Genomic DNA, 16,659 nt, shown 5'->3' on the forward strand with positions numbered 1-16,659 from the left:
AAAAGCAAGCTGGGATGACAATTATCGGGCACAACTATTCTTTGGTTAAATAACCAACAAAGTATGCTCCCGCCCTGCGTGATAGGGGATGTCGATGGCATCGTCACGATTGAGCCGCCACTCCTGCCACTGGCTCCAGGCGAGCACGCCCAATGCCCCCAGCAGCGCCGCATCTGCAAGTTTCATCCTGTGTTCCCCCGTTCTGTTCCAGTCCTCGTTAACTCTGGAACAGGGGCCGCGTTTTGCCACCTTTGTTGTTTTTTAGTTAAAGAATGTAACCCGGTTTCATTTTTAGGCTTTTAGCCCCATTTTTTATCAAAAAATGGCGCAGTCGGTGTAGTAATCCTACAATGATTGGCGTAATCTTTGTTCAGTGGTCTTACCAGTGAGGCGTTACATCATGTTTCATCCCTTCTCCCTGACTCAGATAATCCTTCGCCGCATCTTCGTCCTGATGGCGGGTTTGCTCGCCTTCCCGGTGATGCTGTTTCGCCGGGATCGCGCCCGTTTCTACAGCTACCTGCACCGCATCTGGAGCAAGACCAGCACCAAGCCGGTCTGGCTCAAGATGAGCGAGCGAGGGGAGCGGATCTTCTACTGATCCTCCCCGTGACGCCCGCTTCACCCGGCGCCAGACTGGCGTGACAGGCAAGCAGGGCGCACCTCCCGATATAAAAAACCGACACCCTGGTGTCGGTTTTTTTATGGGTCTCGAACCGCCACCGGCCTTGTATCCATGGCTGGTCCACGTTGTCTCTTGTCTCTTGTTTCTGTGGGCGACCCTTTATGCCGCACTCTCAGTCGCACTCTCAGCCGCGCCCGTGCGACATGACGGGAGGAAGGGCTGGCGGTATTCAGGGCGCTGGCCCCAGGGTGGCCAGCGCCGCGCGCAGACGGGCGAGGCCGATGGGCTTGAACAGGCAGTCGTTCATGCCGGCGGCGAGGCAAAGCTCCCGCTCGCGAGGCTGGGCATGGGCGGTGAAGCCCCAGACGGGCAGGTCATGGCCAAGGGCTCGCAGGTTTCGGGTCAGATCGAAGCCGTCCATCACCGGCATCTGGCAGTCGGTGATGACCAGATCGAAGGGGTGACTGGCGAGGGCGCGCAGGGCCTCCAGGCCATTGCTGCGCACACTGACGTCGTGTCCCAGGTGCTTGAGCTGCTGGCGCAGCAGGATCTGGTTGGCGTGATTGTCATCGACCACCAGGATATGCAGCCGATGGGGGAGGGGTTGAGCATGGTGGGGCTGGGGCGCCGGGATTGCCGTGATCGGGGCGGGGGGTTGCTGGGCGAGCGTGAGGGGCAGCCTTATCTCGAGGCGGGTGCCTTCGCCGACCTGGCTGTGAACGGCTATCTCCCCCCCCCCCCATCATCTGGCACAGGATGCGGGCGATATTGAGGCCCAGCCCGCTGCCGGGGAACTGGCCCTGGCCGTGGGCGCGATAGAAGGGGGTGAAGAGCCGGGGCAGCTTGTCCGCGGGAATGCCGGCTCCGGTGTCGGTGATGGTGAGGTGCAGCACAGGAGGCTGCTCGCCCCCGGTCAGGGTGGCGGTGATGGCGACCCGGCCCTGCTCGGTGAACTTGATGGCGTTGCCGATGAGATTGAAGAGGATCTGGCGCAGGCGAAGGGGATCGATCAGCACCCTTGGCATGAGGGTGTCGGGCAGCCTGACCTCATAGATCAGCCCCTTCTGCTCGGCCATGCCCGCAAAGACCCGGGTGACGGACGAGAGCAGGGGGGCGAGATCGCAGGGGGTGGGAGTCAGGGTCATCTGGCCCACCTCTATGGAGGCGATATCCAGGCTGTCCCCCAGCAGATCCAGCAGGCCGTTGGCGGAGTCGGCGGCGATGCGCAGCAGCTCGCCGCTGTGACGACTGAGAGCGGGATCCTCGGTGGCCAGCTCCAGCATGCCGAGGATGGCGTTCATGGGGGTGCGGATCTCGTGGCTCATGGTGGCGAGGAAGTCGCTCTTGGCTCGGCTGGCGCTGTCGGCCTGCTGTTTGGCCTCGCGCAGCGCCTCTTCCAGCCGCTTGCGGTCCGTGATGTCTATCCAGCCGTCGATCACCCCGCTGATGGCCCCCTCCCCGTCGAAATAGGGCACCATCCAGTGATAGATGTCGCTCTGGGTGCCCCTGTGATAGAAGAGGCGATCCGCAAAGATGGGCTGCCCCTCCTGCAATACCCTGGCAAAGTCCTGCTCCAGCACGGCGATGCTGCCTGCATCGAGCACCCCTGACAGCCCCTGGGCGAAGGGCTGACCCAGGATGGCCTTTGGCTCGGCGCCGAGCTGGGTCAGGTATTTACTGTTGCACAGCAGCACCTTGCCGCTCTTGTCCCGCACGACGATGGGGTGGGGCAGGCTCTCCCCCAGTGCCCGGATGAACCTGACATGGGCCTCCAGTTGCTGGCGGGACGCCTGCTCGGCGCTGGCCATCCGCTTGAACATGCGGTTGCGATAGAGCAGCACCAGCGCCAGGGTGAGGAGCCCCACGAACACCAGGTAGACGATGTGGGCGTGGCGATCCATGAAGCCGGGCACCGGCAGTTTGCGGTTGCGCCACTCGTAACTCATCATGGCGAGCTCGTTGGGGGGGATGGCGAGGATGGTCTTGTCGAGGATCCCCATCAGCATCCCCTGTCCGGGCAGGCTGGCAAACCCCATCCGGATTGGCTCGTCATCGGCGGGGCCGGCGATGCGCAGCGGGCTCTGGGGATCATTGTCCAGCGCATGGCGGGCAAAATAGAGGGGCACGATGGCGGCATCCACCCGTCCCTGGGCGAGCACTTCCATTGCCTCTGCTGCGCTCTCCACCTGGGTGATGCGGCTGCCCTCCAGTCTCTGTGCGAGGGGCACATGGTGCGTCATCGCCACCGTCTTGCCCGCCAGACGCCGGATGGTGTCGATCCCTTGTTCCTCCTGGCGGGTGAGGATCACATAGATGTTGTCGGTGGCGTAGGGCACCGAGGTGCGCAGCCCGTAGTGTTCAGCCACCTGCTGGGAGATGGCGCCGATGAGGTCGATGGCGCCTGACTGCATGGCTTTTGCCAGCTGACGCTCGGAGTCTGCCCGCACGAACTGGAAGGTGAGGCCGGTGCGTGTGCGGATCTTGTCCAGCATGTCCACCGTCATGCCGACCAGCTGGCCGTCATGATCCAGGGCGCCATAGGGGTAGAGGTTGTCCATCAGCCACACCCTGATGGGGGGCGCTTGCCGCATCCAGGCCCGCTCGGCGGCATCATAGAGATCGGCGCTTCGCTCGCTCATGTCGCGGATGGGCCCGTTCCACTGGGTGAAGAGGGTATTGCGCGCCCGGTCGTCGATGGCCGCCAGCCCCCGGTTGACCAGGCTGAGCAGGGCGGGCTCGGTGGCCGGGACGGCAAAGCGGAACTCGGCAGGCGCCAGCTCGGGCGGGGCCTCGCCCCGCTGGCGAAGGTTGTCGAAGCGCTCGCTGTTGAGGTAGTGGGTGGCGTGGGCATCCCCCAGCAGGATGTCGTCGCGGCCGAAGAAGACCGCATCGAACGCCTCCATGTTGGAGGGATAGGTCACCAGAGTGAGGGTGGGGTAGTAGCGGCCAAAGCGCGCCCTGTCTATCTGATCCCGGACGGCGGCCACCAGCTGTCCCGGTGTGAGCAGTGCCCCCCGATAACGTCTGGGCACGGAGAAGACGAGGGGGCTGCTGAAATAGGGGTTGCTCAGGCGGATCGCCCGGGTGTCACTGTCCGCCAGGGTGAGATTGCCGAGGCTGGCGAGGTGTATCTCCCCCCGTGCCAGGGCCCGGAGCAGGTGCGCCTTGTCGGGGAAGGCGCTCAGGGCAACGGGTTTGTCCAGCATCCGGGCCAGCAGGTCGATGTAGTCGGCACTGAGCCCCTCGACGCGCTGGCGAGCGATCATGGTGAAGGGGCGGTAGTCCTCTTGCAGGATGCCGACCCGCAGTTGGGACTGCTGGCGCAGCCATCCGAGCTCCCCCTCCGACCAGCGGGGAGGCAGCGGGGCGGGATCGTAGCGGCTGTGCAGGGTCAGGGCCTGCACAGGTTGAAGGCAGAGCAGACAGAGCAGGATCAGTGTTCGATATAGGTTCATCTAGCCACCCGACGCGACAGCCATCCCTGCCAAGCCTCATCCAATGGCGGCCATTCTACCGGAAAATGGCTATAACGAGTCCGCTATTTCTCCACGCGCGTCGGCGAGAGCACGTCAAGCAGGACGGCCTGGCCGCCCCGCCCTCAACCGAACTGGTAGGCCCCCATGTAGAGGCTGCCGTAATCCCAGCTGTCGTGCAGCTTTCGGGGTCTGTCGGCCCCCGCCGCGCCGAGCGCCACAAACAGGGGGCGCAGGTGATCGTCGTGGGGATGGGATTCCACCGCGCCCGGCGCCCGGGCCCGGTAATCTTCCAGCGCCCCCCTGTCTCCCTCTGCCATGGTCTGCTCCAGCCAGCGGGCAAACTGGCTCGCCCACTGGGGAACCGGCGAGCCGTCCGGCCCGAGGGCACGCAGGTTGTGGGTGATGGCGCCGGAGGCGAGGATGCCGATCCCTTGCTCGCGCAGCCCCTGCAATGCCTCCCCCAGTTGCCACAGCTGGGCCGGGGTGAAGTTGGCCGGGATGGCGATCTGCACCAGGGGGAGTTCACTGTCCGGATCCATCAGGGAGAGGGGGGACCAGACCCCGTGATCCAGCTCGCGGCGCACCGGGGTGGCGGGCAGGCCGGCCAGCAGCAGCTGATCGCTCACCGCTTCCTGCAACCATTGCGGGCTCGTCGCGGGCCAGCGGATCTGGTAGAGGGGCTCGGGGAAGCCGTAGAAGTCGTACATCAGGGCCGGGCTGGGCTCGACGTTGATCTGCAGCTCGCTTCGGCTGAACCAGTGGGCCGAGATCACCACCAGCCCTCTGGCACCCTCGAGGCGCAGTTGCTTCAGGAACCGGGTCGCGGGCTGATCGCGCAGGACCAGATCCGGGGCGCCGTGGGAGATGAACCAGACAGGGGCGATAGACATGACAGACTCCATATGCGTTGTGCCGATGCACGCGGCGCACCGACAACCCGAGGCCAGGGCGACATGCCGCTGACGATGTGGTCATTATCTGCCCCTATTAATGGGTTAACAATCAGGCTTTATGGATAAGCACTCTTCACTTTTGGTTGATAATCTGGCATCAGGGCGAGGGAGACCGGGGCAGAAACGACAACGCCGGCGCAGTGCGCCGGCGTTGTGATCAGGGTCCGTCGGACGTGGCCTCTGAGGGGATGCCCCGCAGCGCCGCCGCCAAGATCAACGCGGGTCCAGGGCGGGTTTATTGAATGCCCAGCAGCTCCACGTCGAAGATGAGGACTGAGCCCGGCGGGATCTTGCCGGCGGCGCGATCGCCATAGGCCAGGTTGGCGGGGATGTAGAAGCGGGTCTTCTCCCCTTCCACCATCAGTTGCACCCCTTCGGTCCAGCCCTTGATCACCTGGTTGAGGCCGAACTCGATGGGTTCGCCACGGGCGACGGAGCTGTCGAACACGGTGCCATCCAGCAGCTTGCCCTCGTAGTGCACCTTCACCTTGCTGGTGGCGGTGGGGTGAACGGTACCGGTGCCCGGGGTCAGCACTTCGTACTGCAGGCCGGAGGCGGTGGTGGTCACCAGGGGTTTTTCCTGGTTGCTGGCGAGGAACTCGGCCCCCTTGCGCACGTTCTCTTCCGCCAGCTTCCGGTTGTTGCTGCTGGAGTAGAAGTAGTAGGCGGCGCCGGCGATAAGAAGGGCTATCAGAATGAATTTCATCGGGTTTTCCTGTTCCTTGAAATCAGAGTGCGAGTGAGGGGGCATCTTATCCCAGCCAGGGGGAGAGGGCGAGGGGAGGCGCCCCGGGATGTGACCTGGCGGGCAAGGGGGCGGGGGCAGCTGAGTGCCCCCGCCGCGGGGTTACTTGACGGCCACCATCATCAGGGCGGGCAGGGCGAAGAAGAGCCCGGCCACGTAACCCAGCGCCAGAAGCTTGTTCTCGCTGCCGACCCGGGCCAGGGCTTCGGCGGCCTTGATGGGCAGCTCCCGTAGGAAGGGTACCCCGTAGATGAGCACCACGGCGAAGAGGTTGAACAGCACGTGGACCAGGGCGATGGTCAGGGCGAGCTGGGCACCGGCACCGCTGATGGCGGTGGCGGCCAGCAGGGCGGTGATGGTGGTGCCGATGTTGGCCCCCAGGGTGAAGGGATAGAGCTGGCGGGTGTTGAACACGCCGCCTCCCGCCAGGGGGATCATCAGGCTGGTGGTGGTGGAGGAGGACTGCACCATCACGGTGACCAGGGTGCCGGAGGCGATGCCGGTGAGCGGGCCACGGCCCAGGGCCTTGTGCAGCAGCTCCTTGGCACGGCCCACCATGACCTGTTGCAGCACCTTGCCAAGGGCGGTGACGCAGAACAGGATGAGCAGAATCCCGATGAGAATGGTGGCGATGGCGCCCCCCTTGCCCGGCAGGAAGGCGACGGCACCGTCGATGAGATCCAGGGACGGGGAGATGAGGGGCTTCATGAAATCCATCCCCTTCATCGACATGTCGGCGGAGCCCAGCAGCAGGCTGGCAATCCCTTCCGCACTCTTTTGCAGCAGACCGAACATCAGCTCCAGGGGCAGGAAGATGAAGACCGCCAGCAGGTTGAAGAAGTCGTGCACGGTGGCGGCGGCGAAGGCGCGGCGAAACTCGCCTCTGTCCCGGATGTGCCCCAGGGAGACGATGGTGTTGGTGATGGTGGTGCCGAGGTTAGCCCCCATCACCATGGGGATGGCCATGGCCATGGGCAGGCCCCCTGCCACCAGGCCGACGATCACCGAGGTGACGGTGCTGGAGGATTGCACCAGGGCGGTGGCCAGGATGCCGAGCAGCAGCGCGACGAAGGGGTTGTTGGCAAAGGCGAAGATCTGGGCCGCGCCCTCGGCGCCGCCGGAGAAGCCCTTGAAGCCGTGGGAGACGGCGCCAACGGCGACCAGGATCAGGTAGATCAGCGTGATCACCGCGAGCCAGTTGAACAGGGGGCCGGGACGACGGATCTGCTGGGGTGCGGAAGATGCGGTGCTGTGCATATGGCCTCTTGGGGTCGTTCTGCGTTGAAAATGGACGGGCGCATTACAACAAGGCCCCATGACAGAAATATGACAACGTGACACTTTTATGATGCTTTGGTGACAGGGCGGCAGGGGGCGTCGCAGACAAAAGGTGTCGGAGCAAACGCCGATATGACGCCATCCGGCTCATCACCGGCCCCCGCCCTTGCACTGGGATCCCAGGGTTATATGCTGCCGGACTTTCCTGTCTTGAAACTGAGGAAGTGATGATGCGTGCATGGGTTTTGTGCCTCTCCCTGGGTCTGCTGTCTGCCGGTGCGCAGGCCAGCGTGTTCAAGTCCGAGTGCAACCTCGACAAGGCGGTCAGGAACGAGGCGATGAACGCCACCCTGGGGGTCAAGGGCAACTGCGATGCCGACAAGCTGGTGCGCAAGCAGAAGGAGAAGGCCAATGCCGAGGTGAAGAAACACACCACGGACGTGCTGGAGAAGAAGACGGCGGGACTGAAAGAGACCAGCCAGAACACCAATGCGGCCCTGAACAAGCAGAGTGCCGGTATGAAGCAGGCGCAGGACAAGGTCAACCAGACCCGCAAGGATGTCAACGCCGTGACCAGGGATCCGGTCAAGGCGGCCGCCACGGCCGTGCTCAATCAGGGGTGAGGGTCCGCGCACCGGACGTCTGAATGCAAGAAGGGGAGCCATGGGCTCCCCTTCTGTTTGGGCGTGTGTGCCGCCTTACTGGCCGTCGGCCGCTTCCTCGTACTGACGGAAGGGGATGCGGAACACGGCGAGGCGCAGGAAGAGGTAGGTGACCCCGATCCCCGCCCAGATGAGGCCAAGCTCCAGGGAGCTCTGCTCCAGGTTGATCCACAGCGCCCCTATGGTGGCGGCCCCCAGCAGCGGCAGCACCAGGAACAGCAGGTGCTCCTTGAGGCTCTTGTTGCGCTTCTCGCGCACCCAGAACTGGCCGATCACCGAGAGGTTGACGAAGGTGAAGGCCACCAGGGCGCCGAAGTTCACCAGCGCCAGGGCCATGTCCAGATCGAAGGAGACTGCGGAGAGGGCCAGGGCCCCCACCAGCAGCACGTTGATGGCCGGGGTGCGCCAGGTGGGGTGGATATAGCCGAACACCCGCTCCGGGATCATGCGATCGCGCCCCATCACGTAGAGGATGCGCGACACGCCGGCGTGGGCCGCCATGCCGGAGGCGAGCACGGCCGCGGTGGTGCACACCAGCACCACGCTCTGGAACAGGGTGCCACCCACGTAGAGGGCGATCTCCGGCAGCACGGCGTCCGGTTCCTTGAAGCGGGCCAGATCCGGGAAGAAGAGCTGCAGGCTGTAGGAGACGGTGACGAAGATGATGCCGCCGATGAGGGCCGTCAGCACGATGGCGCGGGGGATAACCTTGCCGGCATTCGGGGTCTCTTCGGAGAGAGAGCTCAGGCCGTCGAAGCCCAGGAACGAGAAGCAGAGGATGGTGGCGCCGGTGAACAGCGGCAGCATGCTGGCAGACTCCACATGGAACGGACGGCTGCTCATCAGGGTGCCGGCCCCTTCACCGTGACTCAGGCCCCAGGCGATGAGGCCGAGGAAGGTGACGATGATGGCGATCTGGATGAAGACGATGAAGCCGTTGAGGTTCGCCACCAGCTTGATGCCGCGCAGGTTCAGGAAGGTCATCACGGTCACCAGACCGAAGATGAAGATCCAGGGCTCCACGGTGGGGAACATGGCGGTCAGGTAGATCTTGGCCAGCAGGATGTTGATCATCGGCATGAACATGTAGTCCAGCAGGGAAGACCAGCCCACCATGAAGCCCACGTAGGGGTGGAACACCTTCTGGGCATAGGTGTAGGCGGAGCCTGCAGACGGGAAGCGGCGCACCAGGTGGCCGTAGCTGAACGCGGTCAGCAGGATGCCGCCGAGCGCCAGCAGGTAGGCGGTGGCCACGCGACCATCCGTGATGTCACCGACGATGGCGAAGGTATCGAATACCGCCATGGGCGTGAGGTAAGCCAGACCCATCACCACGACCTGGAACAGGGTGAGGGTCTTGAGCAGCTTGGCACCGGCCATCACGCTTTCTCCTCTGCACAGGCCCCGTGGGCGAGATGGGACGGGATCAGGGACGCGGAAACGCGTCGCTGGACACAGGGTGCGCCCATCTGTGGCACAGATGCGTGGCGCACGCCGGCGGGGACCGGCAGGAAAGCAGTGAAATGCCCCATGTTTTTCCTCACAACGTCGGGAGATTGCTTGGCAATCTGGGTATCAATTCCGGCACATGGCCGGCCTCTTGGTGAATGGTGGTGTGCCCCAGAAAAGCAAAGAACCGATGTTGTTGAAACATCGGCTCTCAAGGGGCGCCGTATTGTGCCCTCAGGGGGGGGGAGGAGACAAGCGAAAAAGGCCGCCAGCGGGGAATTTGTTCCCCCCGTGAGCGATCACTTCGCCACCGCTGCCGGAAAGTCGATGACAACCTCGTCATCAGCTGGCGACCTGCTTTGCCGCCATGCGAAACCGGCGCCCTGGGGGCGCCGGTTTCACTCAGGAGGCGTCCTGCTCGGGGCGGCCGAGGCGGACCCGGAACACGGTGAGGCGCAGCAGCAGGTAGATGGCGCCGAGGGCGGCCCAGATCAGCCCCAGCTCGAAGGAGGCAGGCTCCAGGTTGAGCCAGAGCACCCCGATGCAGGCGGCGCCGCACAGGGGCAGGGCGAGGAACAGCAGATGATCCTTCAGGGTCTTGTTGTGACCCAGCCTGAGATAGAAGTGGGCAATCACCGCCAGGTTGACGAAGGTGAAGGCCACCAGGGCGCCGAAGTTGATCAGCGCCAGCGCCATCTCCAGATCGAAGACCACCGCCGAGAGGGCCAGCATGCCCACCAGCAGCACGTTGAGAGCCGGGGTCTGCCAGGTGGGGTGGATGTAGCCGAAGACGCGGCTCGGCAGGGCGCGATCCCGGCCCATCACATAGAGCAGGCGCGACACCCCGGCGTGGGAGGCGAGCCCCGAGGCGAGCACCGCCACCGTGGTGCAGACCAGCACCACCGCCTGGAACAGCTTGCCGCCCACATAGAGGGCGATCTCCGGCAGCACCGCATCCGGCTGCTGGAAGCGGGAGATGTCCGGGAAGAAGAGCTGCAGGAAGTAGGAGACGGAGATGAAGAGCACGCCGCCGATGAGGGCGGTGAGCACGATGGCCCGGGGGATCACCCGATCCGCGTTCGGGGTCTCCTCCGACAGGGTGGTGATGGCGTCAAACCCGAGGAACGACAGGCAGAGGATGGAGGCGCCGGTCAGCAGGGGATTGATGTGCATCTGCTCGGAGAAGAAGGGGCGGCTGCTCGCCACCGTGCCGAGCCCCTCGCCGTGGCTCACGCCCCAGGCGATGAGGCCGATGAAGACGGCGATGATGCTGAACTGCATGATGACGATCAGGCTGTTGAAGTTCGCCACCAGCTTGATGCCCCGCAGGTTCAGGAAGGTCATGACGGCGGCCAGGGCCAGGATGTAGGTCCAGGGGGCCACGCCGGGGAAGAGGGCCTCCATGTAGATCTTGGCCAGCAGCATGTTGATCATGGGCATGAACATGTAGTCGAGCAGGGAGACCCAACCCACCATGAAGCCCACATAGGGGTGGAACACCTTCTGGGCATAGGTGTAGGCGGAGCCTGCCGAGGGGAACTTGCGCACCAGGTGGCCGTAGCTCATGGCGGTGAACAGCATGCCGATGAGGGCGAGCAGGTAGGCGGTCGGCACATGGCCTTCGGTGATCTCGGTGACGATGCCGAAGGTGTCGAACACCGCCATGGGGGTGAGATAGGCCAGCCCCATGATGACCACGTGCCAGAGTTTCAGGCTTTTTTTCAGACCGGCGGGGTGCGGGTGCATCAGGCGATCCCCCGCAGGCTGGCTGACGGGATCAGGCTGACGGTGAGGTCATCCTGTACGGTGGGGGCGCCAGTCCGGGATGCGGACGGATGGCGCAGACCGGCGCGGGCCGGCAGGAAAGCGATGATATGCCCCATGGAGTTCCTCACTAAGAAGCGGGTGTCGTGAGATGGCGTGCCACCTCGTTATCATTTCCGGTCTGTTCCGGCCTCGTTATGGATTTGTTTGGCGCAAAAAAAGAACCGGGCTCCGATGAGCGGACGGTCCTTGAATACGGCGGCGCATTGTGCATTCGTGATGCCCCCTTGACAAGCATATCAAGGGAGCAAAAACGCATTTTTTTGCACGTGGGCGAACGCGGTCTTCCGGATCAGGCCAGGGAGGCGGACAGGGCCTGCTCCAGCAGGTCGAGCCCCTCGTCGACGATGGCCGCCGGGGCGGTCAGGGGGGCGAGGAAACGGATCACGTTGCCACGCACGCCGCAGGCCAGCAGCACCAGCCCCCGCTTGCCCGCCTCGGCCACCAGCCGCTTGGTGAGATCCGGGTCCGGTCTTTCGGCATCCCCCTCCTTCACCAGCTCCATGGCCACCATGGCGCCGGGGCCACGGATGTTGCCGATGCAGTCAAACCGTGTCGCCAGCTGGTGCAGGCGTGCCTTGATCTGCTCCCCCTGGGCCAGGGCCTTCTGGTTCAGACGCTCCTCCTCGATCACCTCCAGCACCGCCAGGGCGGCGGCGCAGGCGATGGGGGAGCCCGCATAGGTGCCCCCCAGGCCACCGGGCTTGGCGGCGTTCATCACCTCGCTCTTGCCCACCACGGCAGAGAGCGGGAAGCCGCCGGCCAGGCTCTTGGCCAGCGTCATGATGTCGGGTTCGACACCGCTGTATTCGGTGGCGAAGGTCTTGCCGGTGCGACAGAAACCGGTCTGGATCTCGTCGCAGATGAGCAGGATGCCGTGCTGGTCGCACACCTGGCGCAGGCGCTGCATGAAGCTGGCGGAGGCGGGGTAGAAGCCCCCTTCCCCCTGCACCGGCTCGATGATGATGGCGGCCACCCGGGTGGGTTCGATGTCGGCGCTGAAGCAGAGATCCAGCGCGGCCAGGGCATCGTCTTCACTCACTCCCAGGTAGTCGGCGGGGAAGGGGAGGTGATAGACCTCCCCCGGGAAGGGGCCGAAGCCGGTCTTGTAGGGCACCACCTTGCCGGTGAGGGCCATGCCCATCATGGTGCGGCCGTGGAAGCCCCCCTTGAAGGCGATGGTACCGCTGCGACCGGTGTGGGCGCGGGCGATCTTGATGGCGTTCTCCACCGCCTCGGCGCCGGTGGAGAGGAAGAGGGTGCGCTTGGGGGTGGGGCCGGGCACCAGGGCATTCAATTTTTCCGCCAGCTCGATATAGCCGGAGTAGGGGGTGACCTGGAAGCAGGTGTGGCTGAACTTCTCGAGCTGCTCGCGCACCGCCGCCACCACCTTGGGGTGGTTGTGGCCGGTGTTGAGCACGGCGATGCCGGAGGCAAAGTCGATGTAGCGGTTGCCCTCCACGTCCCACAGCTCGGCGTTGTGCGCCCGGTCGATGAAGACCGGCAGCAGGGTGCCGACCCCCTGGACCACGGCCGCTTCGCGGCGGGCCTGCCACTGTTGGTTGTTGCTTGAATGACTCATCTTTCCTCCCTGAGGGGCATGGGCCCCCGCTATTCCTGTGCCATCTGGCCATATGTGTGCCGCCAACTGCCCTCGGGCAGGGCGACCTGTTCGCAAAAGGGGGCCCCGGGCGTGCCCTCAGTGCCCACAAGGCGCTCGGTCGTGACCGGCGACCCCCTCTTTCTATCTGTAAAAGCGATGGGCTGTGTCATAACGCATCTGTTTTAACGATGCTATTGCCCTTTCATTTCCCTCAGCGAATGCCGCCAAAGCAGAGGTATTTGGTCTCCAGGTACTCCTCCAGCCCTTCGGCCGCCCCTTCCCGGCCCAGTCCCGACTCCTTGATCCCGCCAAAGGGGGCCAGTTCGGTGGAGATGATCCCCTCGTTGATCCCCACCATGCCGTATTCGAGCCCCTCGGCCACTCGCCACACCCGGGCGATGTCGCGGCCATAGAAGTAGGCGGCCAGGCCATAGGGGGTGTCGTTGGCAAGCGCAATGGCCTCGGCTTCCGTCTCGAAGCGCACCAGAGGAGCGACGGGCCCGAAGATCTCCTCGTCCAGAATGGGGTTGCCCCGGGTGACCCCGGTCAGGATGGTGGGGTGATAGAAGAGGGGACCGGCGGGGTGGGCGTCGCCCCCCACCAGCACCCGGGCACCGGCGGCGACCGATTGCTGCACCAGCTCGGCCACCTTGCTGGCGGCGGCCGGGTTGATGAGGGGCCCGATCTGGACGCCCTCGCCCATGCCGTCCCCCACCTTGAAGGCCTTGACCGCGGCGGCGAGCTTCTCGGCGAAGGCGTCATAGACGCTGGCCTGCACCAGGATGCGGTTGGCGCAGACGCAGGTCTGGCCGGCGTTGCGGTATTTGGACGCCAGGGCCCCGGCCACGGCGGCGTCGAGGTCGGCGTCGTCAAAGACGATGAAGGGGGCGTTGCCGCCAAGCTCCAGGGAGAGGCGCTTCATGGTGTCGGCGCACTGGCGCATCAGCAGTTTGCCGATGCGGGTGGAGCCGGTGAAGGAGAGCTTGCGCACCACGGGGTTGCTGCACAGCTCGTTGCCCACCGCGCTCGCCTGATGGGAGGTGACGATGTTGATGACCCCGGCGGGAATGCCCGCCTGCTCCGCCAGTACCGCCAGCGCCAGGGCGCAGAGGGGCGTTTCGGCGGCGGGCTTGATGACGATGGTACAACCGGCGGCCAGCGCCGGACCCGCCTTGCGGGTGATCATGGCGATGGGGAAGTTCCAGGGGGTGATGGCGGCCACGACCCCCACCGGCTGCTTGATGGTGGCCAGGCGCCGATCGGCGGAGAAGCCGGGGATGGTGCGGCCATAGGCACGCTTGCCCTCTTCCGCGAACCACTGGATGAAGCTGGCGCCGTAGGCCACCTCTCCTTTGGCTTCCGCCAGCGGCTTGCCCTGCTCGCAGGTCATGATGCGGGCGAGCTCCTCCTGGTTGGCCATGATGCGCTCGAACCAGGCGTAGAGTTTGCTGCTGCGCTCCTTGGCGGTGAGGGCCGCCCAGGCGGGTTGCGCCGCGTGGGCGGCCGCGATGGCGAGGCGGGTATCCTCCCCGTCCATGTCGGGCACCTGGGTGATGACCTGGCCGGTGGCCGGGTTCAGGACCTCGAACCGGCGCCCGCCCAGGGACTCGCACCAGCGGCCGTCGACATAGGCCAGGGATTTGATCAGGGAGAGAGCAGATTGTGATGCTGACATAAGTAAGGGGCCTCGATAGTGGGTCTGGGTGGCGCGTTTATGTGGGCACCGCCGTATAGAATAATAAGCACGTGACGACCATAAAATGAGCCGAAATGTTTTTCAAGTGTTAAATATATTTGAGTGAACTGGGCGTCACATGCTAGAAATGGGGCTGTTAGCGCGATTGTAGCGGTTTTCATTGCGCAGGGTGTGCAAAATAATGAACGCTCTGGGTTGTGCAGGATAGTGAACGGGGCTGACGTTCCTGACTCACTATATTGACCAGTCGGCCCCAGGTATTCGAATGACCATGGAAGGAGGTGGGCGATGGAGCAATCCCGTGGCGAGGTCCGGTGGCGGACCATGACGGACAACCCCCTGGCGGAGCACGAGAGAAACATGGGGGAGCGGCTCGCCCGGATCCGCAGGGAGCTCGGGCTCTCCCAGCGCCGGGTGGCGGAGCTGAGCGGCCTGACCCACGGCGCCATCTGCATGATAGAGCAGAACAAGGTGAGCCCCTCGGTGGCCTCCCTGCAAAAGCTGCTGAGCGTCTACGAGCTGCCGTTGTCGCGCTTCTTCGCCGAAGAGGAGGTGGCGAGCACGCCCAGCGTGGTGATCAAGGCGGAGCAACTCATCGAGCTCGGCAGCCAGGGGGTCTCCATGAAGCTGGTGCACAACGGCAACAATCGGCGCCAGCTCGGCTTCATGCTGGAGACCTATGCCCCCGGCACCGACACCGGCGGCGTGGTGAAGCATCAGGGGGAAGAGGTGGGCACCGTGCTGGAAGGGTCGGTGTTGCTGACCCTGGCCGGCCAGACCTATGAACTGTGCGCCGGGGACAGCTATGTCATCGACACCGGCGAGCCCCACAGTTTCAGCAATCCCTCGGGGCAGGTCTGCCGCATCGTCAGCGCCCACACCCCGGCCAGCTTTTAATGTGAACAACCCGTTGTGTTGGAAACGAACCGGTAAGGAAACAGGGATCATGACCGAACATGTAAACAGTTACTACGCAGCCAGTGCCAACAAACACGCGCCCTATCCCACGCTCACCGAGCAGCTGGAGTGCGACGTCTGTGTCATAGGCGCAGGCTACACCGGCCTCTCCAGTGCGCTGCATCTGGTGGAGAAGGGGTACAAGGTGGTGGTGCTGGAGGCGGCCAGGGTCGGCTTTGGCGCCAGCGGCCGCAACGGCGGCCAGATCGTCAACTCCTACAGCCGCGACATCGACACCATCGAAGCGAACTGCCCGCCGGATCAGGCCAGGCTGCTCGGCTCCATGTTGTTTGAGGGGGGCCAGATCATCCGCGAGCGGATCAAACGCTACAACATCCAGTGCGATCTGCAGGAGGGCGGGGTCTTTGCCGCCGAGACCGAGAAGCAGCTTCACGAGCTCAAGGCGCAGAAGGCGCGCTGGGAGAAGTGGGGCAACGACCAGCTGGAGCTGCTCGATGCCAAGGGGGTGCGCGAGGTGGTCGCGAGCGATCGCTACGTCGGCGCCCTGCTCGACAAGAGCGGCGGCCATATTCACCCTCTCAATCTGGCGCTGGGGGAGGCGGAAGCCATCCGCATTCAGGGGGGGCTTATCTTCGAGCAGTCCGCCGTCACCAGCATTACTCCGGGTCAGCCGGCGTTGGTCAAGACCGCCAAAGGGGCGGTGAAGGCACGCTTTATCGTGGTGGCCGGCAACGCCTACCTCGGCAATCTGGTGCCGGAACTGGCCAGCAAGAGCATGCCTTGCGGCACCCAGGTGATCGCCACCGAAGTGCTGGGGGAGGAGCGGGCCCGTTCACTCTTGCCACAGAACTACTGTCTGGAGGATTGCAACTACCTGCTCGACTACTACCGTACCTCCGGCGATCACCGGCTCATCTATGGCGGCGGCGTGGTCTACGGGGCGCGGGATCCGGCGGACATCGAGCGGCTGATCATCCCCAAGATGCTCAAGACTTTCCCGCAGCTGGCCGACGTCAAGGTGGAGTACACCTGGACCGGCAACTTCCTGCTCACCCTGTCGCGCCTGCCGCAGTTTGGCCGCATCGGTCACAACATCTACTACATGCAGGGCTACAGCGGCCACGGTGTCACCTGTACCCATCTGGCGGGCAAGCTGCTCTCCGAGGTGCTGAGCGGTCAGGCAGAGCGCTTCGATGCGTTCGCCAGGCTGCCGCACTACCCCTTCCCGGGTGGCCGCCTGCTGCGCATCCCCTTCACCGCCGCCGGCGCCGCCTGGTACACCCTGCGCGATCGCCTGGGGGTGTGATGTCACCGATGGCCCGCCAGGCTGGTATGGTGCGGGGCGTCCTCCGATGCCATCTTAAATGCGAAAGGGGACTCCCTCCGACGTAGGTGGGAGGGGAATTTCGCCGGGGCGTCAGCCCCGCTGG

At 64.5% G+C, this 16,659-nt stretch carries 15 protein-coding genes; 4 read left to right on the plus strand and 11 right to left on the minus strand.

The window, feature by feature from the left end; all coding sequences use genetic code 11:
* Positions 1–45 precede the first annotated feature (45 nt).
* A complete protein-coding gene (locus OKB81_RS13670) occupies positions 46–186 on the minus strand; it encodes a hypothetical protein (RefSeq protein ID WP_270805275.1) in 141 nt (46 codons plus the stop codon).
* A gap of 214 nt (positions 187–400) precedes the next feature.
* On the opposite strand from OKB81_RS13670, the gene OKB81_RS13675 reads away from it, so the two are divergent.
* Positions 401–601, plus strand: coding sequence for a YbfA family protein (locus OKB81_RS13675; protein WP_010673543.1), 201 nt, complete (start codon positions 401–403; stop codon positions 599–601).
* A gap of 253 nt (positions 602–854) precedes the next feature.
* Here the strand turns inward: OKB81_RS13675 and OKB81_RS13680 are convergent, their stop codons facing one another.
* From OKB81_RS13680 to OKB81_RS13700, 5 genes are all read right to left on the minus strand, one after another.
* Complete coding sequence (locus OKB81_RS13680; RefSeq protein WP_270666757.1) at positions 855–1,202, minus strand: response regulator; 348 nt, start codon at positions 1,200–1,202, stop codon at positions 855–857.
* A complete protein-coding gene (locus OKB81_RS13685) occupies positions 1,192–4,080 on the minus strand; it encodes an ATP-binding protein (RefSeq protein WP_270670211.1) in 2,889 nt (962 codons plus the stop codon). The genes OKB81_RS13680 and OKB81_RS13685 overlap by 11 nt, the downstream gene beginning before the upstream one ends.
* A 143-nt stretch (positions 4,081–4,223) precedes the next feature.
* Positions 4,224–4,991, minus strand: coding sequence for a DODA-type extradiol aromatic ring-opening family dioxygenase (locus OKB81_RS13690; protein WP_128297545.1), 768 nt, complete (start codon positions 4,989–4,991; stop codon positions 4,224–4,226).
* Between the two features lie 298 nt (positions 4,992–5,289).
* A complete protein-coding gene (locus OKB81_RS13695; RefSeq protein WP_010673545.1) occupies positions 5,290–5,760 on the minus strand; it encodes an FKBP-type peptidyl-prolyl cis-trans isomerase in 471 nt (156 codons plus the stop codon).
* 141 nt (positions 5,761–5,901) lie between these two features.
* The gene (locus tag OKB81_RS13700) at positions 5,902–7,056 is read right to left on the minus strand and encodes a Na/Pi symporter (RefSeq protein ID WP_049636607.1); all 1,155 of its coding nucleotides are present in this window, start codon (positions 7,054–7,056) and stop codon (positions 5,902–5,904) included.
* Between the two features lie 251 nt (positions 7,057–7,307).
* Here OKB81_RS13700 and OKB81_RS13705 point away from each other — a divergent pair, with 251 nt between their 5' ends.
* Complete coding sequence (locus tag OKB81_RS13705) at positions 7,308–7,700, plus strand: hypothetical protein (RefSeq protein ID WP_160837896.1); 393 nt, start codon at positions 7,308–7,310, stop codon at positions 7,698–7,700.
* Between the two features lie 75 nt (positions 7,701–7,775).
* Here OKB81_RS13705 and OKB81_RS13710 read toward each other — a convergent pair whose 3' ends face one another.
* The 5 genes from OKB81_RS13710 to OKB81_RS13730 form a co-directional block, all read right to left on the minus strand.
* Positions 7,776–9,119 carry an APC family permease gene (locus tag OKB81_RS13710; protein WP_039039328.1) on the minus strand — a complete coding sequence of 448 codons (1,344 nt, stop codon included), beginning with the start codon at positions 9,117–9,119 and terminating at the stop codon, positions 7,776–7,778.
* 471 nt (positions 9,120–9,590) lie between these two features.
* Positions 9,591–10,934: an APC family permease gene (locus OKB81_RS13715; RefSeq protein ID WP_039039329.1), complete on the minus strand. Its 1,344-nt coding sequence runs from the start codon at positions 10,932–10,934 to the stop codon at positions 9,591–9,593.
* Positions 10,934–11,071: a hypothetical protein gene (locus OKB81_RS13720; RefSeq protein WP_164882979.1), complete on the minus strand. Its 138-nt coding sequence runs from the start codon at positions 11,069–11,071 to the stop codon at positions 10,934–10,936. Before OKB81_RS13720 ends, OKB81_RS13715 begins: the two co-directional genes overlap by 1 nt.
* Positions 11,072–11,304: 233 nt before the next feature.
* Positions 11,305–12,594 carry a 4-aminobutyrate--2-oxoglutarate transaminase gene (gene gabT, locus OKB81_RS13725; protein WP_039039330.1) on the minus strand — a complete coding sequence of 430 codons (1,290 nt, stop codon included), beginning with the start codon at positions 12,592–12,594 and terminating at the stop codon, positions 11,305–11,307.
* A gap of 232 nt (positions 12,595–12,826) precedes the next feature.
* On the minus strand, positions 12,827–14,290 hold the full coding sequence (locus tag OKB81_RS13730) for an NAD-dependent succinate-semialdehyde dehydrogenase (protein ID WP_160837898.1): 1,464 nt from the start codon (positions 14,288–14,290) through the stop codon (positions 12,827–12,829).
* Between the two features lie 309 nt (positions 14,291–14,599).
* Between OKB81_RS13730 and puuR the strand changes: the two genes are divergently transcribed.
* Together puuR and OKB81_RS13740 are read left to right on the plus strand one after the other, a co-directional pair.
* The gene (gene puuR / locus OKB81_RS13735) at positions 14,600–15,208 is read left to right on the plus strand and encodes an HTH-type transcriptional regulator PuuR (RefSeq protein WP_029314011.1); all 609 of its coding nucleotides are present in this window, start codon (positions 14,600–14,602) and stop codon (positions 15,206–15,208) included.
* Between the two features lie 49 nt (positions 15,209–15,257).
* Positions 15,258–16,535: an NAD(P)/FAD-dependent oxidoreductase gene (locus OKB81_RS13740; RefSeq protein ID WP_160837900.1), complete on the plus strand. Its 1,278-nt coding sequence runs from the start codon at positions 15,258–15,260 to the stop codon at positions 16,533–16,535.
* Positions 16,536–16,659: the final 124 nt, after the last annotated feature.

Origin of the sequence: Aeromonas sp. QDB56 (genome assembly GCF_027705505.1) — a bacterium.
Taxonomy (GTDB): Bacteria; Pseudomonadota; Gammaproteobacteria; order Enterobacterales; family Aeromonadaceae; genus Aeromonas; species Aeromonas caviae.